Genomic DNA, 22,360 nt, shown 5'->3' with positions numbered 1-22,360 from the left:
GTCTCCTCCGCAACGATTGAAGGTATTCTTCGTGATTCGCAAGTTCCGTACAGCGTTCACCGCGGCCGTAGCGCTGACCCTCGCAATGGGTGGCGCGTTCGCCACGCCCCTCGTTGCGCAGGCGATGCCACTCCCCGTGGAAGGCGGGACGCTGAACTGGGGGGTCGCCCCGGCATGGGGAAGTTACGTGACCGGCCCTATTGCGCAGGGGGAGATCACTGCAGGCGCGCCAGCGTCTGCACTCGGCGACGGGACTGTGCAGTGGGCCGAAGGCTCCGGTGACGTGGACCTCAAGGCCGGTACTGGTACCGTTACCTTCGCAGGCAGCATGTTGAGCCAGGGGCATTCGGGACACGGCGTTGACGGTGGGTTTGGGCTTGACCAGATGCTCGCGAATCCGCAGATCACTCTTTCGTCGCCGACCGCAGCGACGCTCTCAGCGGAGGTCACCCAGGGAGCCTATGCGGCGTTCAAGGCGCATGCTGGGGAGCGTGTCGTTCTCGCCGACCTTTCGATCTCCGAAGGGGATCTCGCTGACGGTCATGTTGTCGCTGCCGGTGTCTTTGCCGCAACGAGCGCCCCAGTGTTCGGCAACACTGGCAACTTCGCCGTCGGCAAGCCAACAGGCGAGGTGTCCTTCACCCTGCCAACTCCGACTGAGGCGGTGACTACGACCACGTCTCTTGCAGTGTCGGAGTCAACCGTTGCGGCGGGAGAGACAATCGATCTTGCTGTCACGGTTGTCCCCGCGTCGGCAGTCGGGGCCGTAGTCTTTTCGAATCACGGAGTCGAGCTCTCGGATGGCATTGTCGACGTGGTGAATGGTGCTGCCTCGCTCACAGGCGTCTCGCTGCCCACGGGCACGAACTCGATCTCCGCGCGGTTCGTACCTGAAGATGATGCCGCCTTCTCGGGATCACAGAGCCAGGCTGTTGCGGTCGAAGTGACAAGTAAGGCCTTGGCAACCTCTGTGTCGATGTCGGTTACTCCGGCATCCACGGTCGTCGAGGGGAACTCCGTGACGATGACCGCGAAAGTCACCCCAACCGAAGCCGCGGGGACTCTCCAGTTCACCAACGGGGATGCCGCGCTCGGAAGCAGCATCTCCGTGAACGCTGGCACGGCGACCTTGAAGCTCGATTCCCTCGAGGTCGGAACCTACGACCTTGGAGCGCGCTTCACACCGGATGATGCTGAGCGCTGGTTGCCGTCTGCGATCGAAGGATCGCATCGCCTCGTAGTGACTCCCAAGGACACTGGTGAGTCCGTGCGTGTCGATTCCGGGGAGCTGACCTGGAACGTGAAAGACACCTGGTGGAACTACATCTATGGACCTATCGCGGACGGTGAGGTGCGCGCGACGCTGCCCGCAACCCTTGTCACTGACCTCAAGAACCCTGCCGGCGGAAAGCCCCTGGCAGTCACATGGAGCGATGCGAGTTCCCGAAAGCCCGTCAACCTGCGGACTGGCGTGGGCACCATCGAGTACAAGGGCGAAATGCGATCGCTCGGACACGCCGGATCGAACTACCCGGGCGGGTACGGCCTACACCAGCGCCTTATCGACCCGCACATCGTACTCACATCACCGACCACTGCCAAACTTTCGGCATCCGTAGTTCAGACCGGATATGCGAGCTTCCCGGCAATGAGCGGCCAGCGCGTCGACATTGCCGAGCTGAAGTTCACAGCACAATCGCTGAGGTCTGGCAAGGTGACGACAACCGCGGCCGTCTTCACTGAGGCCGGAGCACGTCTCTACGGGAACTACGGAAACCACACGACTGGCAGTTATATGGCCCCCGTGAGTTTCTCGGTGAATGCCGCAGCGGTTCGGCCCACCACAACCACGCTCACGGCGTCGGCAAGGTCGGTCACAGTCGGGGACGGGGTGCAGCTCTTCGCAAAGATAGCTCCAACAGGCGTCTCAGGGACGGTGAGCTTTTACGATGGGAAGACGAAGCTCGGTCAGCGGGCCGTGACCGCAGGAGCAGCATCGCTGGCTGTGCCGCGGCTTACCGGGGCCGGCGATAAGCTGTTTCGTGCCGAATTTACGCCGACAAACCGAGACTTCGCAGCCTCAGTTGGGAGCGCGACAGTCACGGTTGTGGCGATGCCCCCGGCACCACCAACGAGTCCTGGAGCCTCCCAGCAGGCTGGTTCGCTCGTGTGGGGCGTCTCATCGGCGTTTGCTTCATACACGACGGGGCAGATCGCTAAGGGAAGTATCCACACGAGTGGGGTAGGGAGCTCAGGTGGGGCCTACGTGTTCCCGCAGGCAACTGGCGGATCCTGGAACGCCAAGGCGCAGACAGGCACAGTGCAATACTCGGGCCAGATCACTTTCACAGGTCATGGTGGCCTCTTGAAGGAAACCTTTAGTAACCCCACAATCACAGTGTCGAGTGCGACGAGTGGGAGTATCTCGGCCGGTGGTCGCACCTTTGGGCTTGACCTTGCGGGGGCTCAGAAGTCTGTCGGTGAAGGTGGCGCAGCTACATGGACTGGGGTGCCAGTGTCTGGTGAGATCTGCGGTGGCGGCAGCGGTGGTTCCGGCAGCGGTGGAGGCTGCTTCAACGCTGATCGTTTGAGCTTCACCGTCGGTGCGGCGAGCAAGGTGAGTTACGGCTCGACAGTCGCAGGTAAGGACGCCAAGGAAAAGCGTGTCGCGGCAGCGACGCCTCCCACGACCGAGGGTCTGACGATTGTCACCGACAAGGACAAGCTCGTTCCTGGCGCACGCATCGAGATCCAGGCCGCAGGGTTTGACCCTGAAGACGAGGGAGTGCTCGTGGTGCTCTACTCGGATCCGATCGTGCTTGACGAGGAAGCGACTGCAGACAAGTTTGGCGTCGTGCACTGGACTGGCAAGCTTCCCGACGACATTCAGCCGGGCGCACACGTGCTCACGCTGCAGGGAAGCACTGATGTGGGAGCGAAGATCACGATCCTCCCGAAGGGCGCGAAAGCGAAGAAGTCGGCTGAAGAACTTGTGGAGGTCACCACCCAGCCGCTCGCCGCGGCAACGGGCGCGGGACCTGTGCTCGGCGCCGGCGGATCCGGAATGGCTCTCTGGGAGTGGTGGGTCGTCGCGCTCTCGCTCGTCGCAATCGCCGGCTGCACCACGACCCTCGCCGTCCGACAGCGGGCAGCCAACCGATAGCCCCTAGGGCTTCAAACGATGTGGCGCGGCTTGCGGGATCGCGGTCGCCGACGAAGGAGAATCACAGTGAAATCACGCGCAGCCTCTCGACTCAGCGCGGCCGTTTCGGGCGCGGCAGTCGTCGCAGCCATGCTCGTCGCACCTGCGGCCGCACAGGCGCTGGCACCCTCGAGCATTGCGCAGTCAACTGCCGCCCCAGCGGGCACCAGCAGCTGCGAGATCACCGGTGGCACGCTGAAGTGGGGAGTCAAAGAGAGCTTTCGCTCATACATCAGCGGCTCGATCGCGAACGGCTCCTGGGAGCCAGGCGACGGCGTGACCTACGAGACGCCCGAGTTCACCTGGACGGGTGGGACCGGCGAGCTCGACCCTGCGACAGGCGTCGGTGAGGTGTCGTTCGCAGGATCGGTGCACTTCACCGGGCACGACGGAGTTCTCGACCTCACCCTCGCGAACCCGACGATCGAGTTCGAGGGTGATGGGAAGGCTGCGCTCATGCTCGACGCGAAGAGCACAGATATGGAGGGCAAGGTCACCGTCGACACGGCTCAAGAGTGGGTTGGCGAGCTCGTCGCACCGGCAGCAGTCGCACTGCAGGGCGAGAAGTTCGAGATCAGCGCAATGCAGGCATCCCTCACAAACTCTGGCGCCGCCGCCTTCGCCGGCTTCTACGAGGCCGGAGCCGAACTCGACCCCGTGACGCTCAGCCTTGAGACCACCGGGTGCGAGGCGACCGCCACAACCGCCACAGAGCCGACCGCGGAGCCTACGCCCGAGCAGCCTGCCGAGGAAGCGACTCCAGTTACGGCTGAGGCCCGCATCCCATGGCTTCCGATCATCGTCGGCGGCGCAGCGCTTGTTGTGATTGCGCTCACGACGGGAATGCTCATCGGCGGGCGAAAGAAGAAGCCTCAGGAAGGCGGCGAAGGATCGGCCGAGGCGCAGCCAGGCGGCGAGCCCGAGTAGCGGTCTCCGGAGGCAAGGGGCGGGGTGTAGTCGTGGGGGCTACGCCCCGCCCCTGAATGTATGCAGGAGGCTGCTGCTACTCTCGTTTCAGGCTGCGCTCGCGGCCCGCAACACTAGGAGCACCTCTTGACCCGACGCACTGCATGTCGCGCGCTCACCGCCGGACTGACTGCCGCGCTTCTCGGAGGCGCCCTCGCCTCCGCCTCGGCCATGCCAGCCCTCGCGCGGCCCACTGAGGGCGGCGCTCTGCATACGACTGCAGCTACCGCGGGGGAGTGTGCTGTGGGCGAGGCGGAGCTGCGCTGGGGCGTCAAAGAGCGCTTCCGTAACTACATCAGCGGCTCGATTGCGGGCGGTGAGTGGGTCACAGAGGGCGGCGTGACCTACGAAACCCCACAGTTCACCTGGCCGAGCGGCACCGGAGGTGTGCGCGAGGACCTTTCGGGCGGAGCAGTAACGTTCCCCGGGAGCATTCACTTCACGGGCCACGGCGGACTCATGCAGTTGGACCTCAGAAACCCGCAGATCGTATTCACAAGCCCCAAAACCGCAGAGCTCGTGCTCGAGATGGCCGCCTCTGACGTTGAGGGCGGCGAGCTTGTATTCGAACCCGTGACCGCGGCAAATATTGACATCGCTGGCGCGCACACAGGAGACGGCTCGAGCTATTTGATTGAGGCGGCTCCCGTCCATCTCACCGAGGCTGGTGCGGCGGCCTTCAACAACAAGTACGGCGATTACTCTCCGGGGGAAACATTCGACGCGCTCGCGGTCTCGCTGACGCTCCCCGGATGCGCCATCACCGTGTCGACAGGAACTGCCGCACCGCCCGAGGAAGAAGTGCTGCCGGGCGATCCCGCTGGTCAGGCCGGACCCGAGATCCCATGGGCGATCGTTGCTCTCGGCGGCGTTGCTCTCGTCGGCATCGGGGTAACAACAGTGCTGTTGCTGCGCGGGCGCAAGCCCGAGAAGTAGTCCGCCGGCTCACCCACGGCGCCAGGCGTGTTGCCGTTGCCGGGCCCAAGGGGGAGAACGACGAAGGGCCGGCCACACCAGAAGGTGTGACCGGCCCTGTGCCTAGCGGGACTTAGAAGTCCATGCCTGCACCCGGGTCAGCTGCCATGGGAGCAGCGGGCTCGGGCTTGTCTGCAACGACTGCCTCAGTGGTGAGGAACAGGCCTGCGATCGACGCTGCGTTCTGCAGAGCCGAACGAGTGACCTTTACCGGGTCGTTGATGCCGGCTGCGAGCATGTCGACGTACTCGCCGGTAGCTGCGTTCAGGCCCTGGCCAACGGGCAGCTCAGAGACCTTGTGCGCGACAACGCCGGGCTCGAGGCCAGCGTTGAGGGCGATCTGCTTGAGCGGTGCCTCGATGGCTACCTGCACGATAGCCGCGCCGGTAGCCTCTTCGCCGGTGAGCTCGAGGTTTGCGAACGCCTTTGCGCCGGCCTGAATGAGTGCGACGCCGCCGCCGGGGACGATGCCCTCCTCGACAGCTGCCTTTGCGTTACGGACTGCATCCTCGATACGGTGCTTGCGCTCCTTGAGCTCAACCTCGGTCGCAGCGCCAGCCTTGATGACTGCAACGCCACCAGCGAGCTTCGCAAGGCGCTCCTGGAGCTTCTCGCGGTCGTAGTCGCTGTCGGTGTTGTCGATCTCGCGGCGGATCTGCTGCACGCGGCCCTCGACTGCTTCCTTCTCGCCGCCACCCTGAACGATGGTGGTCTCATCCTTAGTGATGATGACCTTGCGAGCGGTGCCGAGCATGTCGAGCGTTGCGTTCTCGAGCTTCAGGCCGACCTCTTCCGAGATGACCTGGCCGCCGGTGAGGATCGCGATGTCCTGCAGCATTGCCTTGCGGCGATCGCCGAAGCCCGGAGCCTTCACGGCTGCCGACTTGAAGATGCCACGGATCTTGTTCAGCACGAGGGTCGCGAGTGCTTCGCCCTCGACGTCCTCAGCAATGATGAGGAGCTGCTTGCCCGACTGGATGACCGGATCGACGACGGGGAGCAGGTCCTTGATGTTCGAGACCTTGCTGTTGACGACGAGGATGTACGGATCCTCGAAGACGACCTCCTGGCGGTCAGCGTCAGTGACGAAGTACGCCGACAGGTAGCCCTTGTCGAAGCGCATGCCCTCGGTGAGCTCGAGCTCGGTGCCGAACGTGTTCGACTCCTCGACGGTGACGACGCCTTCCTTGCCGACCTTGTCGATAGCTTCGGCGATCAGCGCGCCGATCTGCTCGTCAGCTGCGGAGATCGAAGCGGTTGCAGCGATCTCGGCGGTGGTCTCGATCTCCTTCGAGTGCGCGTGCAGCTCGGTGATGACAGCCGCGACAGCCTTCTCGATGCCCTTCTTCAGAGCGATGGGGTCGCTGCCCGCAGCAACGTTGCGGAGGCCCTCACGGACGAGCGCCTGTGCGAGCACGGTAGCGGTGGTGGTGCCGTCGCCTGCGACGTCGTCGGTCTTCTTTGCGACCTCCTTGACGAGTTCAGCGCCGATCTTCTCGTATGGATCGTCGAGCTCGATCTCCTTCGCGATCGAAACGCCGTCGTTAGTGATCGTCGGGGCGCCCCACTTCTTCTCAAGAACGACGTTGCGGCCACGCGGGCCCAGCGTCACCTTGACAGTGTCAGCGAGGATGTTGAGACCCCGCTCAAGGCCGCGACGTGCCTCTTCGTCAAACGCAATCATCTTTGCCATGTAATTCGCCCCTCCCGGACGTCTAGGGAAAGCTGCAGAAACCGTAAGGGTTCTGCGCCAGGTTTAGCACTCAGTCGATCCGACTGCTAACACCAATTTTGGCACTCAGGTGCTGAGAGTGCAAGGAGGGGCGCTCGCCTGCAGCGAACGGAGATACGAACTACTTCGCGGACTTGCCGGGGCCGGCGTAGTCGGCGCCAATCAGCACGACGAGGTCAGAGTTGCCCTCGGCGTACTCGGTGTTCAGGTAGGTGGAAACGCCGCCGAGCTTCTCGGCGAGCCCGAGCGCCGCGGGCTCGTTCGCAGGATCTGTGTAGAAGACCGCTGAAATCTCGATATCGGTGTCTGCTGCGGGGGTGTTGAGTACAATCTTGCCCCACTTCTCGTCAGTGATGATCGTCGCGACGGCCTGCGCCATGTCACCTTCAGCTGTCGTGCCGTCGAGCACCGCGACTGTTGCCTCCGGCGTGAGCTTGGGCTTCACTTTCGTATCCGCGGCAGCCGGACCCTGTGAAGAGGGCAGCGGTAGCGAGCCACTCGAACCCGCGATCGTGACACCAACAATGCCGATAGTCGTCAGCAAGGCAGCGCCAATCAGTCCGCCGAGCACGAAGTGCCAGGTCACGCGTGGTTGAGCCGTCACGCGGTGGGCGCCAATGCGGCCGCCGGCCGGGATCTCATCAAACCTGTCGGCCGGGTAGTCGGAAGCCGCGGTGCGTCGCGAACGTGCGCCGTGCGCCGCCTCGTGTTCCTTTGTCACCCGTGTCTCCAAGGTCCCCTACCCAAACTCGATCGCCAACAGGCGTCCGAGAGTTTCAACGCTCAAGAATACAGTGCCTTGACACCGTGCATCCTGAACGTCTTCGGAGCGGCCCACACCCCGCCCAATCCCGCACGACGTCGGCTGCCGCCCGGGGCGTCGGCAGCGCCGGACCGCTGAGCGCGGTGCGCTCGTTAGAGCGAGTCTTCCTCCGTGCTTCGCACGTCGGCTGCCGCCGGGGGCGTCGGCAGCGCCGGACCGCCGAGCGCGGTGCGCCCGTTAGAGCGAGTCCGGCGCATATATCGCACGGGCGAGGGCGTCGATAACGTCGGGGGTGCGCCCAGCGCTCGCAAACAGCATCGAGTCGTTGATGTCGATGATCCTGCGCTTCTTGCCTGCTGTCGTGAGCGCGATGCTTGGCTGAGCCTCGATCAGGCCGTCTACGCCCTCAGTGCTCGTGAGTCCCTTCGACATCACGAGGATGATGTCAGGGTCCATCTTCACGAGCGCCTCGTCTGTCATCGGGCGCTCACCCTTCCAGCCTGCCTCTTCGGCAACGTCGATGACGCCGAGCGATTGCAGGAGTGTATCGACCCCGCTCCCTTCACCGAACAGGTAGTAGATCCCGGCGCCACCGCGAACGTACAGGAATGCGACCCGAGGCCGGTTGGCCTCGTCAGCGGGAATCAGACGGGCGACCTCTTCCTCCTTCGCGGCGATCGCGTCGGCGACCTTGGCGTTCAACTCGGTCGCTGCCGCTGAGACGCCGAGGCCGTCCGCAAGTTGCTGGGTTGCCTCGGCCGCCGAAGCGGGATCGATCGAGCGCTTGACGACGACGACGGGCACGCCTGCGTTGCGCATGACATTCACGAAGTCGATGCCGCCGACGCTGAGGTCCGTGAAGATAACTGTGGGCTCGAGGCCAAGCACGGACTCTGCCTCGATATCGTGGCCGCCAGTCACGACGAGTGGGAGATCTTCAGAGCCGGGGAACGTTGTCGTCGCGTCGCGTCCGATGAGCTGATCACCGAGGCCAAGGTTGTAGACGATGTCGGCGAGGGTCCCCGTGAGCGAGATGGCGAGCACCCGAGACGTGTCGGTCACCTCGACTGGCACGTCGCCGGTGCGGTCGTGCGACTGCACGGTCACCGGAAGTGTCGCCTTCGGCTTGTCGGCAAGGGGCGTGACTGACGGTGCCCCCACAATCGCTGTCGTCGGGCCCTCGTAATCGAGGGGGTTCTCAAGCGGGGTGAGCGACGCGAGTGGCGGCAGCTCGACTGTCTCAGTTTCGTCAGTTGACGAGTTCGGCCCGGCCGTTTGGCAGCCCGTCAGGGCAAGGGCGAGACCCAGTGCGAGCGCGACTGCCGCCCGGGTGCGAGAAGTGCGAGCCTTGAGCATCGATCCCCTTTTCGTATGTATGACGTGAGCAAGCTTAACCTCACGAAGATATGATGAAGTGTGAGTTCTCTCGAAGACTCGCATGTACACGGTGCTTCAACGCGCCCGGATCTCCTAGAAAGCGTCACGCGCGAGCATGAATAGCACAGGCCGCACTTCGCCTACACGACGGAGTAGTCGCGCACCCATTCTCTTCGCCGTCCTTGCAGTGCTGCTCGTGTTGAGCGTGCTCGTCTCGGCCGGGACGGGCCAGCTCGCGATCCCGCCGCAGGAGGTGCTCGGCTCGATCCTGCACAGGATTGGCATCGACTGGCTGCCGCTTCCCTCGGTTCCCGCGGGTGACGAAGCACTGTGGGCGATCCGATTCCCGCGCGTCGCAATGGCAGTACTCATCGGAGTCGGCCTCTCGGTTTCAGGCCTCATCATGCAGGCGATCTTCGGGAACCCGCTCGCTGAACCCGGTGTCATCGGCATCTCGTCTGGCGCCGCGGTCGGCGCCGGCATCTCGATCGTGTTCGGTCTCACTGTCTTTGGACAGTGGACCACGGCAATCCTCGCCTTCCTCACTGGCCTCATCGCCACGCTCATTGTCTATTCGATGAGCCGGGCCGAAGGGCGCACCGAGGTCGTCACACTCGTGCTCACAGGTATCGCGGTCAACGCAATCGGCGGTGCCGCGATTGCAGCGCTCACATTCATGGGCGATACCCAGTCGCGTGAGGCGATCGTTTTCTGGCAGCTCGGAAGCCTGAAAGGAATGAGCTGGTCGCAGGTGCTCGTCGTCGCACCGATCATCGCGATCGGCCTGTTCGCCGCCTACATTTCGTCGCGAAAGCTTGACCTTCTCGCGCTCGGCGAGCGAAACGCTCGCCACCTCGGCGTCAACGTTGAGCTGCTGCGGATCGGCATGATCCTCGTCGTCTCGCTCCTCGTCGGCGCAGCCGTCGCGTTCGCCGGCATCATCTCGTTCGTCGGTCTCGTCATCCCGCACCTCATGCGCATGATCCTCGGCCCCGCACATTTACCGCTCGTGACAGCGACCGCGCTCGCCGGCGCACTTCTCATGACGCTCGCCGACCTTGCCGCGCGCACGCTCGTGCCGATGGCCGAGCTCCCCATCGGCATTCTCACGGCGCTCGTCGGTGGCCCGTTCTTCTTCTGGCTGCTTAGACGAACACGGAAGCGCTCGGGAGGGTGGGGATAGTGAACGCTCGCCACATCGCACTTCCGACGGTCGCCGACCGCGGGACCGTCGTCTGCGCTGCCGCCTCGGTCACAATCGAGCGCGGACGCAAGAAGCTGCTCGACAGCGTCTCTCTCGACCTCCGCGCTGGCGAGGTCCTCTCTCTTCTTGGCCCGAACGGTGCGGGCAAGTCGACCCTGCTGAGCCTGCTCTCTGGTGACGTCGAGCCAGACGACGGCCGCGTCGAGTTCGGCGGCAAGTCCCTCGACGAGTGGTCGCTCGTTGACCTGTCCCGCCGCCGCTCAGTGCTGCTGCAGGAGAACCAGCTGCTGTTCCCGTTCACGGTGCACCAGGTCGTCGAGATGGGGCGAGCGCCGTGGCGCCGCACCCCGCTCGAAGATGACGACAATGAGGCGATCGGTGAGGCGATCTCGGCGACAGACATCGGTCACCTCGGGCACCGTAGGGTCCCGTCGCTGTCGGGAGGCGAGCGTGCACGCACGGCGTTCGCACGCGTCATCGCCGGACGCACCGGCGTGCTCATGCTCGACGAGCCGACTGCGGCGCTCGACCTGGGCCACCAGGAGGCAGTGCTGACGCTCGCGCGCGAACGCGCCGCAGCCGGGGATGCGGTGCTCATCGTGTTGCACGACCTCAACCTTGCGAGCGCCTACTCCGACAGGATCGCGCTGCTCAGAAACGGCAAGATCGTCGCGAACGGTGCGCCTGACGAGGTGCTTGAGGCTGAGGTGCTGACCGACGTCTACCGCACCCCTGTCGAGGTGATTCGCCACCCGGTGACGGGCCAGCGGATCGTGCTCCCCAACCGCGCCGGGTAGCCACGGCCCGCCGCGCGTCGAATTTTACGCACCCAGTCGCGCGCTGATAAAGTTGTTCGCTGTACGGGCACGATGCCCGCACGGGTCCTTAGCTCAGTTGGTAGAGCGCGTCGTTCGCAATGACGAGGTCAGGGGTTCAATTCCCCTAGGATCCACAATTCACTGTCCATATTTCGCGGGTGTTCCTTGCCTCTCTGGGGCCGGTGCCGCCCGGGCCGAGCCCGGCCGACTATTCAGCCGCCGCGAGTTCAAGCCGCAGCTGCGTCACTCTGGTTGCCGCCTCGCGGAGCCGTTCCTCGGGGAGGGCACCTGTGTCTGCCGCAGCAGTGACACCGTCGACGAGAGCAGCAACGCCCGGGGCATCCATTCCGATAACGGTGAGTGCGAGGTCGGCGCCGGCGGCAATGGCGGCGACGGTGGTGGCTGCGGGATCCTGGTACTCGGGGATCCCACTGGCGCGCAGCATGCCGAGATCGTCGGTGACGGCGACGCCTGTGAACCCGAGCTCGGTGCGCGCGAGCGCGTACCATTCGGGTGCGAGCGACGCCGGTTTCGGCGAGACGTCGGTGTAGGCGAGGTGCCCGAACATGAGAAGTTCTGCGCCTGCGTTGATGCCGGAGGCGAACGGAACTGTAGTGTCGGCGCGCCACTCAGTGAGCGTGAGCGTGGTCTCAGGGATCGCCTGGTGCGAGTCCGCCGGAGTCGCCCCGTGCCCGGGGAAGTGCTTGAGCGTTGAGGCGACAAGCCCTCGTTCGCCGGCGACGGCCGCGGTGACGCGTGTGGCGGCGTCCTTCCCGGTGTCGCCGAGGGAGCGGGGGTAGATGAAGCTTGCAACGTCAGCCGTGGCGTCGGCGACGACGCCAAAGTTGACGTTGACGCCCGCCGACCGAAGGAGGTCCGCGCGGCCGCGGAACGCGTCGGTCGTCGCCTGCGGCTGTGCGGATCGCAGCTCGTCTGCACCTGGCAGCGTGTCCCACGGCAGCCTGGTGACGAGCCCACCTTCTTCGTCGATTGCGACGAGCGGAGGGATCGTGGCGTCAACGGTGAGCCCCGCAGTGAGCGCGGCAAGCTCTTCGGGGGAGCCGGGAACGTTCACTCCCATGATGATGAAGCCGCCGATACCGGAGCTCGTCATGAGCTCCCGGAGCTGGGCCGGGTCTGTCGTCGGGATCGAGGCCATGATCACGGTGCCCGCGAGCTCGCGCGTCGAAGCCGCCGCGACCCACTGTGCGGCTTCGGCCTCACGGAGCTCCTCGGGAGTGGGCGGAGGCGGGGGAGCTGGCGTCGTCGGGGTCGCGGGCGCTGGCGCCGCGGGTTCGGGGGCGCACCCGATGAGTCCCGCCGATAGCGCGACGCTGAGGGTGCCGACGGCTGCCCAGCGGAGGGCTCTGCGGGCGGGGGTCGGCGGCGACACGGGTCTGGGCCGGGGTGGGACGCCAACCTCGCGCGCTCGGGCGTCAGCCCTGGCGCGGAGGTCGTGAGGGGAGAGGCGCATACCCAGATTCTAGGGGGCGTCGTAGCGTCGTCGGGGCGAGTGGATAGCTGGTCAGGATCGCTGCTCACCTCGAGCAAGTGGTTCATTCCAACACGCTGAAAGTGGGCCTTGAGATAAACCAAAAAGCTCGAGATGGTGGACACCATGAACGAACAGACACTCCCAAGGCCAACTTTCACACCGCACAACGCCGAGCATGCAACACTCACCAACAGTTTCCGCGGCGGCGTCATCATGGACGTCGTGACCGCGGAGCAGGCGAAGATCGCAGAGGCCTCCGGAGCGGTCGCGGTGATGGCTCTCGAGCGGGTGCCCGCGGACATCCGTGCGCAGGGCGGGGTCGCCCGCATGAGTGATCCTGACCTCATCGACGGGATTCGCGCAGCCGTATCAATTCCGGTGATGGCAAAGGCCCGTATCGGCCACTTCGTCGAGGCCGAGGTGCTCGCCGCCCTTGGAGTTGACTACGTCGACGAGAGCGAGGTGCTGTCGCCCGCCGACTACACCCATCACATCAACAAGCGTGAGTTCGACGTGCCGTTTGTGTGTGGAGCGACGAACCTCGGTGAGGCGCTGCGGCGCATCACCGAGGGGGCGGCGATGATCCGCTCAAAGGGTGAGGCTGGCACCGGTGACGTGTCAGAAGCGGCGCGCCATATTCGCACCATCCGGGCAGAAATAGGCGGGCTCGTGTCACTCGGAGCCGACGAGCTGTTTGTCGCGGCGAAGGAGCTGCAGGCGCCCTACGAACTCGTCGCCAACGTCGCCGCAACAGGAAAGCTCCCGGTGCCGCTCTTCACCGCTGGTGGTATCGCGACACCGGCTGATGCGGCAATGATGATGCAGCTCGGGGCGGACGGGGTGTTTGTGGGCTCTGGGATCTTTAAGTCGAACGCCCCTGAGAAACGTGCAGTCGCCATCGTGCGGGCAACACAGAACTTCCGCGACCCTGACATCATCGCCGAGGTCTCCCGCGGGCTGGGGGAGGCGATGGTCGGCATTAACGTGAGCGACCTTCCAGCGCCTCACCGCCTCGCTGAACGCGGCTGGTAGCGGCGGGGGAGCGGCCCCCGACGAGAATACACTTGTCGGGTGTCGTTTTCCCTCTGGCTCTCACTGCTGACCGCGTGCCTCGTTATTAGCCTCACCCCGGGGGCCGGTGCGATCAACACAATGTCGAACGCGCTTGCGAGCGGCTGGAGGCGGTCGATCTGGGGAATCGTCGGGCAGGTGATCGCGCTCATCGTGCACATCGTCATCGTGGCCGCAGGCGTTGGGGTGTTTGTCGCGAAGTCACCGGCGCTGTTCGCTGGCATCAGGTATGCGGGAGCCGCATACCTTGTCTATCTCGGTGTACGGATGGCGCTCACTCGGCCGAGGCAGGCGGACGCTGGCGATGTCACTGTCGTGCCACACGTAACCAACCGCGCAATGCTGCTGCGGGGACTGTGGGTGAACCTGTTGAACCCGAAAGCGATCGTGTTTTTTCTCGCGTTCATCCCGCAGTTCGTGCGGCTCGACCAGCCTCAGCTGCCGCAGTACGTCATTTTGGGTGCCACGGCGGTAGCGGTAGATGTGCTTGTCATGTGGTTCTTCTTCGCAGCGGCAGCGAAGCCGTTTGGGCGATTCGCGTCGACTGTGAGAGGACAGCGGGTGCTGAACATCGTGTTTGGCGCGCTGTTTGTTGTCGTCGCCGGGGTGCTGCTGCTCATGCACTAGGGGTATCTACCCCCGAATCTTCACCCGTCACAGAACTACAGATTCGGGTCAATCATTCTATTTGGCTTGTAATCTGACAAGATGCACCAAGTGAATCCACAGGGAGGTGGTTCACAGGCACCGGCTACACTGCCTCCCCTGCCGTCTCGAATCGATGCCGAGACGGGAGCGTTCGCTGCGCTTCGCGCCGGCTCAGCGATCGCGGTGCTCAGCGACGAGGGATTCGGTCGCTCGACGTTGCTCTGGCGCTTCGCCGCAGACTCAAGGAAGTTCGGCGTCGAATCACTCACCGTCCTCGGGAGTGAAGCCCTTACACCAATCCCATTTTCGCACCTCGCGCCTCTCGCGACCCGAGTGCCCGAGATCGCGGGGTATGCGGCCGACCCGCTCCGGACGTCGCAGGCGCTCGCCAACCGATTCCCCGGTCGGCCACTCAGAGTCTTTGTCGATGATTCCGAGTACGTCGACCCGACGTCCGCCGCGATCCTCACCCAGCTCGCTGGCGTCGGCACCGTGCAGCTCGTGATCGCGGTTCGCGATGAGGCGAGTCTGCCGAGTACATTTCGCGCCTTCCTCGCGCACGCGGGAACTGCGAAGTTCACGCTTCACGGAATTAACGAGGGTGACGCGAAGGTGATGCTCGAGGCACAGCTCGGTCAGCTCGTGAACGCGAGCTCCCTCACCCACCTGCTCGTTGCCGTCGCCGGGGTGCCACGGGAGCTCTCTCGACTCGCGGACGCCGCGATGCGTGCAGGAAGTTTCGTGAGCGCACGCGGCTACCTTGTCTACGTGAGGGAACACGTCGCCGAAGACTCGTCAGAGGCACAGCAGCGGGTCATCGATTGGTGGGAGCGCGCGGCGACAGGAGTGCCCGAAGGCGATCAGACGCAGCTCCTCGCGCTGCTTGCCCCGCTCATCGCTTCTGGCGACCCTGAGGCGAGACTGTTCGCCGGCCGTCTCGAAGCGATAACCGGCGATTACGGTCATGGGATGCGGCTCCTGACACCGCAGGCGGGGGACACCGAGTATTTTCGGGCGTCCGCGGCGCTGTGGCGGGCCCACGCCGGCGAACAGATCGACCCTGGCCAGTTCGAGGAGTGGGCGGCGAACGAAGACTTCTCGCCGTCGCTCCGGTTCGGGCTCCTCGCCGCCGTTATAGCGCACGAGTGCTACGCAGGGACGCCCGTCGCCGCACTCGAGCGCGGATTCGCGGCGCTGGAAAGCGACCTCTGGAAGCAGGTGAGCGGCCCCGACAGCGGCGCGCTGCTGTACTCGCTCCACCTCGCCCTGGTCTGCGAGGGCGCGCACGAGCTCGTCCATGCCTTTCGAGTGGTGGGAATCGACTGGGACAGGCTCGGCCTCGACCACGGGCTTTTCATCGCGTCGCGCGCCCACGCCCTCATCGAGTGCGGGCGTGCAGTCGAAGCACTCGACCTCGCGCACCAGGTCCTCGCGCTCACAGAGATCGGGGACCCGTTCGGGATCGCAGGGTTCGTCGCCGCGATCGGCGCCGCATCTGCGACGATGCTCGAGGACGTAGCGGGGGCGGGCGAGATGCTCGCCATGTACCGGGCAGGCTCCGCTCGCAGCGGGCAGATGCTGCGCCCAGAGGCCGAACGGCTGGCGCTCGGCGCGATCCTGCTTGTCGACGGCGTGGCCGCAGCCCGCGTCGAGCTCGACACGCTGCTTGGCCGGGCGAGCAAAGAATGCCAGCCGTTCGTGACGATGCGGCTCACGCACGAAGCGTGGCGCCTTGGCCTGCTCGACGGCTTCGAGGCCCTCGCAGTCGCTGCCGAAGACATCGAAGGGCAGCTCGCGGACGCACTCCGGCGGCTTCCCGACGGGGCGCTCATCGAGGACATTGCGAGCTCGCAGTACGCAGACGGGCGCACGCTATACGCGGCAGAGTTCCTGTCGGAAGCGTCTCGGGTAGAACGAGCGAACGGAAACAAGATGCGCGCGCAGGCGCTCCTCACCCAGGCGGCGGAGCTCGCGGATCAGTTGCCCGGCGTCAACACTCCCCGGCTTGCCCGCGTGCGAGTCGACCCGACGCTTTTGACTGCGCGCGAGATCGACGTGTGCGTGCGCGCGGCCGCCGGGCTCACGAACGTGTTGATCGCCGAAGAACTCTTTCTCTCCCAGCGCACGGTCGAGGGACACCTGCAGCGGGCATACGCGAAGCTCGGAGTAAGCGACAGGCGGCAATTGCTTCCGCTCGTCGACGAGATGCCCCTACGCGATTAGGGCGCGTGGCCTACGCAGTTCGGTGTGTCAGGTCGACTTCTCGACCATAGTGGTGAAGCGCGCACACAATCGTGCGCAAAAACACCCGAGAAAGACATCCCGTGACCGACCACGCAACGCTCCCCGACACGCCACTGCCAACAGACCACACTTCGCAGGTTCCCACCCGCGGGTGCCCCGTTGCGCACGGACCTGGGTCAGCACACGACATTGTGGACCGGTCAGACAATGGATACTTCGGGCCCGACAGCGTGAGCTGGAAGGTCTTCGCAGACCCTGCCTCAAAGCTCGGGGGCGTCGCCGCGATCCTGCTGCAATCGCTCAACCCCATGATGATGCGCCTCTTCGCCGAAACCAGTGACTACCTAGCGGACGTTGAGGGGCGCGGGGAGCGGACTGGCAGGTACCTCGACACGATCGTCTACGGCGACCGAGCTCACGCGGAAGCGGCGGCAGAGTCAGTGAACAGGCTGCACGCTGCGAGCACATGGACCGACCCGCGAACCGGTCAGATCCTTCGTGCCGACAACGAGGAATGGCTCGCATGGACCCACAACACCCTTGTATACGGGCTGCTGCGTGCCGCAGACGCATTCGGCCCAGAGCTCTCGGGCGCAGACCAGGATCGCTTCGTCGTTGAACAGCACGTCGCAGCGTGCCTCGTGGAGATTGAAGACGAGAGCTACCTGCCGAGCACTCGCGCTGAGCTCGACGCCTACATCGAGACAAACAAGGATTGGATGGCGCTGACACTGCCTGCAGCCGAGCTCTCGCGCTCCCTGCGCAAGCCGTCGCTCAGCGGCAACCCCGTCGCGACCTGGGTCACTGTGAACGTCCAAGACGGGATTCTTTCGCTGCTTCCCGACTGGGCGCTGCTGCTGTTTGGAATCGAGGGGCGCCCGATGAACCTGAGCGCCGCAGCGAAGACGACGCGCAAAATCGTCGATTCGGCGAGGCAGAACGCCTCCGCGGCAGACATGATCGCAGAAGTTACGTCGAGGGTCGAGACTCACCCGTATCGAAAAGTGCGCGGGGCCGATGGGGTGAAGTGATTTTCTGCCGCGCGAATCCGCTAAGCTACTTGAGTTGGCCCCTATAGCTCAGCGGTAGAGCTACGGACTTTTAATCCGCAGGTCGTAGGTTCGATCCCTACTGGGGGCACAACGCATCAAGATAAACACCCGGTCAAGACTAGTTTCTTGGCCGGGTGTTTTGCGTTTGTGGCCTTTTGGAGGCCCGTGGCCAACATTTGGCCAACATGGGAAACTACGCCGCTTCAGCCATCGCCTTGGCGCGGCGAACCTCAACAAGCGAAATAACCTCACCAACCTTCGACGGCCACAGATGCGCGTACGTGTTCAGGGTCTCGTTCGCATCCTTGTGCCCGAGCATCTGCTGAACGAGCTTCACGTCAGCGCCAGCAGCGATCGACAGCGTCGCCGAGACATGCCTCATGTCGTGAGCGCTCATCCCGGCAGCGGGCGTATCCTTCCGCACTACCATCCACACTCGGTTGTACCAGTTGCGGTCTTGGATGTGCGCAGCTTCCTTCGAAGTGAAAACGAAGGACTCAGGATCTCTCCCGGCGCAGAGCTTCTTGAGCTCATCAATGAGGAACTCAGGGAGTGGGATCCAGCGCCGCTCCCACGTCTTCGGTGGGCCGAGTTTCCTCTTTCCTGCACGGTCGAATGTCCACGTGCGGTTGATTCGCGCCCGGCGCCCAGCGAAGTCGATGTCCCGCACCTGCAGTGCTGTGGCTTCCCCGATTCGAGGACCGGCATAACAGAGCAGATGGATGAGGACTTTGTCGTCTATACGGCCCGTAAGCTCGAAAGCCTTCGCCGCGAGTTGCTCTACCTGCGCGTACGTGAGAGTGGGGAGGTCGCCGTCTGTCTTCTCTTGTAGAGGGAGCTCGACCCCATGTGCTGGGTTTCTACCTATCCAGCCGTGTTGCACCGCGTATCTCATTGGTGAGCTGAAAGTGACGCCCACGATCGATTTGATGGACGACGCGGAGAGCGGCCGAGCCTTGCGCTTGTCCTTGTTCACGTGCTTACTGTCAGAGAACTTGAACGGCGCTGTCCCCTCCCGGAGAGCCTGTACCCACGCGTCGACTTCATCGCGCCTGATCGACCCGACAGGGACTGTGCCCCAACGGGGAAGCACATAGTTGTCGAGGTCGTTTCTGTATCGCCGGTATGTGGCGTCCTTGATCCGGTTCTTTGACTGCAGCCATGCCTCTGCGAGCTCCGAGAACGGGCGGTCACGTTGCGATGGGTCGATGTACCTTCCAGTACGAATGTCGTCTTCGAGTTCTGCTTTGAGGGCTTCTGCTTCGCTGCGGCGTTTAAAGTCCTTCGAACGCTGCGCCGTCTTGCCGTCAAGCTGTGGCTCGAGCCACGTAGTTGCCCAACGCGACCCGACGCCGAAGCGTGAACGGCGGAAGTGTTCAGGCAGCGTTTTGAGTGACTTAAGCTGCGCTGGCGTTGGGCTGATCTTCTGAGTCGTGCCGTCAGGCATCGTCACAGTGGCATCTTTAACCCACCGGTCGGTGACCCATGCTTTGGCCATTAGGCTGCCTTCCTCAAGTTGTGTTGGTAGTAGGCCACGAACTGCTCTCGTGTGATTCCGAGCTCAAGGCAGATGTGGTCGTAGTCGGTATAGATCGGGGTGAGTGCTGCCCACTGAGCTGGGTCGATGAGAATCATCGCCGAGATCAGATTGGCCCTTGCCTCGTTGCGAGGATGATGGCCTTCTGGGTCGTTGTAGACGACGTGGATGTATTCGTGTGTTAGCACTGCCCGCAACCGTGCGGGGCTCAGGTCAAGGTCCACGACCACGACGCGGTGGCTTGGAAACCATAGAGCATCGTGGTTCTTGAGCGGCCGGCGCACAACTCTCACGTTGAGTTCTGCGAGTCGTTCAAGGGGGTCGAAAGCGGGGTTAAACAAGGTGTCTCCAATCGGGAATTGGGTGCACTGAGTCACCCCCAGGCGTAGAGGGCGCCTGGGGCCGCGGGTGGCTCTTCAGTTAGGGGGTGTGGTCCTCGGGCTCGTTGCCCTTCGGGTGAGCAGCAAACTTGCCTGCCCATGCTTCCTCGACATTCTCTGGAATGTCGTCGTCGTTCTCACTGGCAGCATTCTGTCCGAAGCGTCCGACAATGATCGCTGCTTCGGTCTGCGCAAGCTTGGAAGATGTGTTCTCTTCCGTGAACCGCTCCTCAGCTCGCTTGATGAGCAGGTGGGTATCCATACCAAGCGCGTCGGCGACGCGGAAGAGGTTAGCAACGTTGAACTGGCGCTCTCCCTTGACCCAGCGGTCAAGCGTTTCCCGGTTGATGCCGGTCGCACGTGAGATTGCGGCGACGGAGGAGTCGCGTGCACCGATCTCAGCGCGCACCTGCGCTGCGACAGTCTGAGCGAAAGCCTCTGCTTCATTCTTGGTAGCCATGTGGCTAAGCCTATACCCACAATGGCTACAAAAGAAAGCCAAATCAGGCCGATTTCTCGCTTGCGGATCGAATTACAGCGCTGTAATCTAGCCGTATGGCTACAGAACTTAACCAAGAGGTTGCACGCCTCGTCCTAGCAGAAATGGGGAAAGCCGAGATGTCGCGGGCATCATTGTCGGTAGCATCAGGCATTCCTCTCACCACCCTTCGCCGAAAGCTTGACGCCCTGGTTGGCTTCAACTTCGAGGAGCTCTACCGCGTCGCTGGCGCACTATCAACGAAGCCTTCGGCGTTTACTCCAAGGTCGTTTGTGCCATCGATGGAGATGGCGGCATGAGCGCCCAAGTCATTGCCCTTGCTGATGTGCGCGCCCAAGATCCAGACCGTGACGTTGCGGCTCGTCACCTGCCGGCAGTCATGTCACCCGCGCAGCTCGGCAAGGAGCTCGATGTGACAGTGAGGACTTTGGAGAGGTGGCGCGTCGCAGGAGAAGGCCCTGATTACCAGAACCCCAAAGGCACGCGCTTCTACCGCTACTACGGCAGCGACGTCGAGGCGTGGCTGGAAAACAGAAAGCCCGGTGCAGCAACACCGGGCCAGGACACAAACCTCTAGGGAGAGAATCATGTCTGAGGTACAGGCTAACACGGCGGAGCTCGTTCCGATCCGTGAACATGGCGGCAAACAGGCCGTCAGTGGGCGCGAGCTCCACGAATTCCTAGAACTCGGTCGCGACTACACGACTTGGTTCAAGAAGATGGTCGAGTACGGCTTCGCCGAGGGCGTGGACTACCTCCCCATTTCGGGGGAGGTTGCCCGAGAAGGGCGTGGGACCGTCGCTCGCACTGACCACGCGCTCACTCTCGATATGGCCAAGCACATCGGTATGGTGCAGCGCACCGAGCGAGGCCGGCAGATCCGCGACTACTTCATCGAAGTCGAGAAACGGGCACGGCAGACACCCGTGGAGCTAGACCGCCGCGCCCTCGCACTGATGGTCATTGAGGCGGAAGACGCACGAGTGGCAGCCGAGCAGCGTGCTGTTGAGGCTGAACAGTTCCAAGAACACATCGAGCTCAACGACGGGCTCACCGTGCGCGACTTCCACAAGAAGTACTTCTCCGAGCATGGGGAGCGTGAGGTGAACGAGTTCTTTTACGATCGCGGGCTGCTTCTTGATGAGCGTGGCAAGCGGTGGGACGAGCGCACCCAGCGACCCAAGGACGGCAAGAACCATCGTCGCCCTACGTACACGGGTAAGCCGTTCTTCTACCTGCATTCGAAGCTCGACCGCGACAAGGTGCGCCGGGAAGAAACCCGAGTCAGGCCGGGAGCCCCAGAGCTCGCTCTTGTCGAGTACATGACCAAGCGCGGCTTCACCGCGAACCGTTCCGAGAGCAAGGAGCTCGCAGCATGACCACCTACCTGTACCGTGCCGTATCGACTGAGCCGTTCACTGTGACGGAGTACGAGTGGGACGACTTTGGGGAAGAGTCGCCTCATGTGTACGAGGAGCCGGCAGGCATGATCCTTGGCCGTCAGACGGGTTATCTGTCGCGTTCGTCGGCGGTGGATGCTGGGCGTCGTTCTGGGCTCGCGTTCGAGGTTGTCAGGTCTGAGCCGGTCGAGTTTCTCACGGACACTGAGCGGTTGCGTCGGCGAATTGAGCGGCTTAGTGCGGAGCTTGCCAAGCGTGAGGCGGTGTCGGCATGAGTTGGCTCAGTCGGCTGGTGGGAGCAGCAATCTTTCGGCCCTGTTGTGGGGTTCGACCCACCGCCCTGCGCGCTTCCGAGGCCACCACCACCATCGGTAGATCTCCCATCGTTGATAGCGAGGGTCCTTCAGCGCCATCCGGGCGCCACGTGACCGAGCTCCAGATATTCGAGGCTCGACCCATGCGATTCCTACCCATGCAGACTCAAGTTCATCGAAGGGAATGGACAGAGTGATTGTCGCTGAGTCTAGTGGGGTCATTATTGGCCGGAGCTCGTCTTCAGGAAGAGAGTGTTCCACGCCGAATACCTGCCACTCGGGCTCATACCAGATGCTCGTTCCCATAGGGCGTACGGTGACTGTGCATTCTATGAGGGTGTCTGGAGCATGTTTGAACTGCAGGCTTGGTTTGTTCTCGTACGAAAAGCTCACTGCGTTCATTCGCCTTGTTCGAATTCGAATGGTGAGGTCGGCCGCGGCAATTCCTACAGCGGTGAGCGCGATGATCGCGAGAATCCCTTGGACTCCCGCCCACTTCGGGTCCAAAAGAAACCGTTCAACCCAGTACCAAACGTCCATTCCCAAACTCTAGCTAATTCCTAGTTCGTGCCTCGGTTTCGACCCTGGCTGAGCTGCTGCATACCCAAAATCAGCTCGTGATGCGCTCGCAGATCGGTCACGGGCACGGCCTAACGGCTCACATCTACATAGCTCGCTCGAAT

At 63.5% G+C, this 22,360-nt stretch carries 20 protein-coding genes and 2 tRNA genes; 15 read left to right on the top strand and 7 right to left on the bottom strand.

The genetic code is table 11. The features are described from left to right. Positions 1 to 31 precede the first annotated feature (31 nt). From ACF07D_RS04950 to ACF07D_RS04940, 3 genes are all read left to right on the top strand, one after another. Positions 32 to 3,163, top strand: coding sequence for an HtaA domain-containing protein (locus ACF07D_RS04950; protein WP_391504125.1), 3,132 nt, complete (start codon positions 32 to 34; stop codon positions 3,161 to 3,163). Positions 3,164 to 3,229: 66 nt separating this feature from the next. Beyond that, positions 3,230 to 4,129 (top strand): HtaA domain-containing protein, encoded by a 900-nt coding sequence (locus tag ACF07D_RS04945; protein ID WP_391504124.1) that lies wholly within the window; start codon positions 3,230 to 3,232, stop codon positions 4,127 to 4,129. Between the two features lie 126 nt (positions 4,130 to 4,255). Next, the gene (locus tag ACF07D_RS04940) at positions 4,256 to 5,104 is read left to right on the top strand and encodes an HtaA domain-containing protein (RefSeq protein ID WP_391504123.1); all 849 of its coding nucleotides are present in this window, start codon (positions 4,256 to 4,258) and stop codon (positions 5,102 to 5,104) included. A gap of 112 nt (positions 5,105 to 5,216) precedes the next feature. Here the strand turns inward: ACF07D_RS04940 and groL are convergent, their stop codons facing one another. The 3 genes from groL to ACF07D_RS04925 all read right to left on the bottom strand — a co-directional run bounded on the left by groL (position 5,217) and on the right by ACF07D_RS04925 (position 8,994). Continuing rightward, positions 5,217 to 6,836, bottom strand: coding sequence for a chaperonin GroEL (gene groL, locus ACF07D_RS04935; protein WP_119285019.1), 1,620 nt, complete (start codon positions 6,834 to 6,836; stop codon positions 5,217 to 5,219). A 160-nt stretch (positions 6,837 to 6,996) separates the two neighbouring features. Next, on the bottom strand, positions 6,997 to 7,596 hold the full coding sequence (locus ACF07D_RS04930) for a LytR C-terminal domain-containing protein (RefSeq protein ID WP_391504122.1): 600 nt from the start codon (positions 7,594 to 7,596) through the stop codon (positions 6,997 to 6,999). Positions 7,597 to 7,875: 279 nt separating this feature from the next. Then, complete coding sequence (locus ACF07D_RS04925) at positions 7,876 to 8,994, bottom strand: hemin ABC transporter substrate-binding protein (RefSeq protein WP_391504121.1); 1,119 nt, start codon at positions 8,992 to 8,994, stop codon at positions 7,876 to 7,878. Between the two features lie 136 nt (positions 8,995 to 9,130). On the opposite strand from ACF07D_RS04925, the gene ACF07D_RS04920 reads away from it, so the two are divergent. The 3 genes from ACF07D_RS04920 to ACF07D_RS04910 all read left to right on the top strand — a co-directional run bounded on the left by ACF07D_RS04920 (position 9,131) and on the right by ACF07D_RS04910 (position 11,171). Further along, positions 9,131 to 10,198: a FecCD family ABC transporter permease gene (locus tag ACF07D_RS04920; protein WP_391504120.1), complete on the top strand. Its 1,068-nt coding sequence runs from the start codon at positions 9,131 to 9,133 to the stop codon at positions 10,196 to 10,198. Then, positions 10,198 to 11,016, top strand: coding sequence for a heme ABC transporter ATP-binding protein (locus ACF07D_RS04915; protein ID WP_391504119.1), 819 nt, complete (start codon positions 10,198 to 10,200; stop codon positions 11,014 to 11,016). Before ACF07D_RS04920 ends, ACF07D_RS04915 begins: the two co-directional genes overlap by 1 nt. 82 nt (positions 11,017 to 11,098) lie before the next feature. Further along, positions 11,099 to 11,171: transfer RNA gene (locus tag ACF07D_RS04910), tRNA-Ala, on the top strand. A 74-nt stretch (positions 11,172 to 11,245) separates the two neighbouring features. On the opposite strand, the gene ACF07D_RS04905 is transcribed toward ACF07D_RS04910, so the two are convergent. Then, positions 11,246 to 12,511 carry a glycoside hydrolase family 3 N-terminal domain-containing protein gene (locus ACF07D_RS04905; protein WP_391504118.1) on the bottom strand — a complete coding sequence of 422 codons (1,266 nt, stop codon included), beginning with the start codon at positions 12,509 to 12,511 and terminating at the stop codon, positions 11,246 to 11,248. A gap of 144 nt (positions 12,512 to 12,655) precedes the next feature. Here ACF07D_RS04905 and pdxS point away from each other — a divergent pair, with 144 nt between their 5' ends. The 5 genes from pdxS (at position 12,656) to ACF07D_RS04880 (ending at position 17,635) form a co-directional block, all read left to right on the top strand. Further along, entirely contained in the window at positions 12,656 to 13,564 is a 909-nt protein-coding gene (gene pdxS / locus ACF07D_RS04900) for a pyridoxal 5'-phosphate synthase lyase subunit PdxS (protein WP_391504117.1), read from the top strand. Between the two features lie 39 nt (positions 13,565 to 13,603). Beyond that, the gene (locus ACF07D_RS04895) at positions 13,604 to 14,230 is read left to right on the top strand and encodes a LysE family transporter (protein ID WP_119285009.1); all 627 of its coding nucleotides are present in this window, start codon (positions 13,604 to 13,606) and stop codon (positions 14,228 to 14,230) included. Positions 14,231 to 14,311: 81 nt separating this feature from the next. Continuing rightward, positions 14,312 to 16,474: a LuxR C-terminal-related transcriptional regulator gene (locus ACF07D_RS04890; protein ID WP_391504116.1), complete on the top strand. Its 2,163-nt coding sequence runs from the start codon at positions 14,312 to 14,314 to the stop codon at positions 16,472 to 16,474. A 101-nt stretch (positions 16,475 to 16,575) separates the two neighbouring features. Continuing rightward, positions 16,576 to 17,526: an oxygenase MpaB family protein gene (locus tag ACF07D_RS04885; RefSeq protein WP_391504115.1), complete on the top strand. Its 951-nt coding sequence runs from the start codon at positions 16,576 to 16,578 to the stop codon at positions 17,524 to 17,526. Positions 17,527 to 17,563: 37 nt separating this feature from the next. Next, positions 17,564 to 17,635: transfer RNA gene (locus tag ACF07D_RS04880), tRNA-Lys, on the top strand. 105 nt (positions 17,636 to 17,740) lie between these two features. Here ACF07D_RS04880 and ACF07D_RS04875 read toward each other — a convergent pair. From ACF07D_RS04875 to ACF07D_RS04865, 3 genes are all read right to left on the bottom strand, one after another. Beyond that, positions 17,741 to 19,045, bottom strand: coding sequence for a tyrosine-type recombinase/integrase (locus ACF07D_RS04875; RefSeq protein ID WP_391504114.1), 1,305 nt, complete (start codon positions 19,043 to 19,045; stop codon positions 17,741 to 17,743). Next, entirely contained in the window at positions 19,045 to 19,425 is a 381-nt protein-coding gene (locus tag ACF07D_RS04870) for an ImmA/IrrE family metallo-endopeptidase (protein ID WP_391504113.1), read from the bottom strand. Before ACF07D_RS04870 ends, ACF07D_RS04875 begins: the two co-directional genes overlap by 1 nt. Positions 19,426 to 19,504: 79 nt before the next feature. Next, the gene (locus ACF07D_RS04865) at positions 19,505 to 19,924 is read right to left on the bottom strand and encodes a helix-turn-helix domain-containing protein (RefSeq protein WP_391504112.1); all 420 of its coding nucleotides are present in this window, start codon (positions 19,922 to 19,924) and stop codon (positions 19,505 to 19,507) included. Between the two features lie 95 nt (positions 19,925 to 20,019). Here ACF07D_RS04865 and ACF07D_RS04860 point away from each other — a divergent pair, with 95 nt between their 5' ends. Genes ACF07D_RS04860 through ACF07D_RS04845 form a run of 4 tightly spaced genes read left to right on the top strand, consistent with a single transcriptional unit; the run spans position 20,020 to position 21,638 of the window. Continuing rightward, the gene (locus tag ACF07D_RS04860; RefSeq protein WP_391504111.1) at positions 20,020 to 20,262 is read left to right on the top strand and encodes a hypothetical protein; all 243 of its coding nucleotides are present in this window, start codon (positions 20,020 to 20,022) and stop codon (positions 20,260 to 20,262) included. Beyond that, positions 20,259 to 20,540: a helix-turn-helix domain-containing protein gene (locus ACF07D_RS04855; protein WP_391504110.1), complete on the top strand. Its 282-nt coding sequence runs from the start codon at positions 20,259 to 20,261 to the stop codon at positions 20,538 to 20,540. The genes ACF07D_RS04860 and ACF07D_RS04855 overlap by 4 nt, the downstream gene beginning before the upstream one ends. A gap of 10 nt (positions 20,541 to 20,550) precedes the next feature. Next, positions 20,551 to 21,342, top strand: coding sequence for an antA/AntB antirepressor family protein (locus tag ACF07D_RS04850; RefSeq protein WP_391504109.1), 792 nt, complete (start codon positions 20,551 to 20,553; stop codon positions 21,340 to 21,342). Further along, on the top strand, positions 21,339 to 21,638 hold the full coding sequence (locus tag ACF07D_RS04845) for a hypothetical protein (protein ID WP_391504108.1): 300 nt from the start codon (positions 21,339 to 21,341) through the stop codon (positions 21,636 to 21,638). Before ACF07D_RS04850 ends, ACF07D_RS04845 begins: the two co-directional genes overlap by 4 nt. Positions 21,639 to 22,360 lie beyond the last annotated feature (722 nt).

The sequence above is a fragment of the Leucobacter sp. NPDC015123 genome (genome assembly GCF_043080205.1).
GTDB lineage: Bacteria > Actinomycetota > Actinomycetes > Actinomycetales > Microbacteriaceae > Leucobacter > Leucobacter aridicollis_A.
The sequence above is the reverse complement of the archived record's forward strand: the minus strand, read 5'-3'. Positions and strand labels throughout refer to the sequence as shown.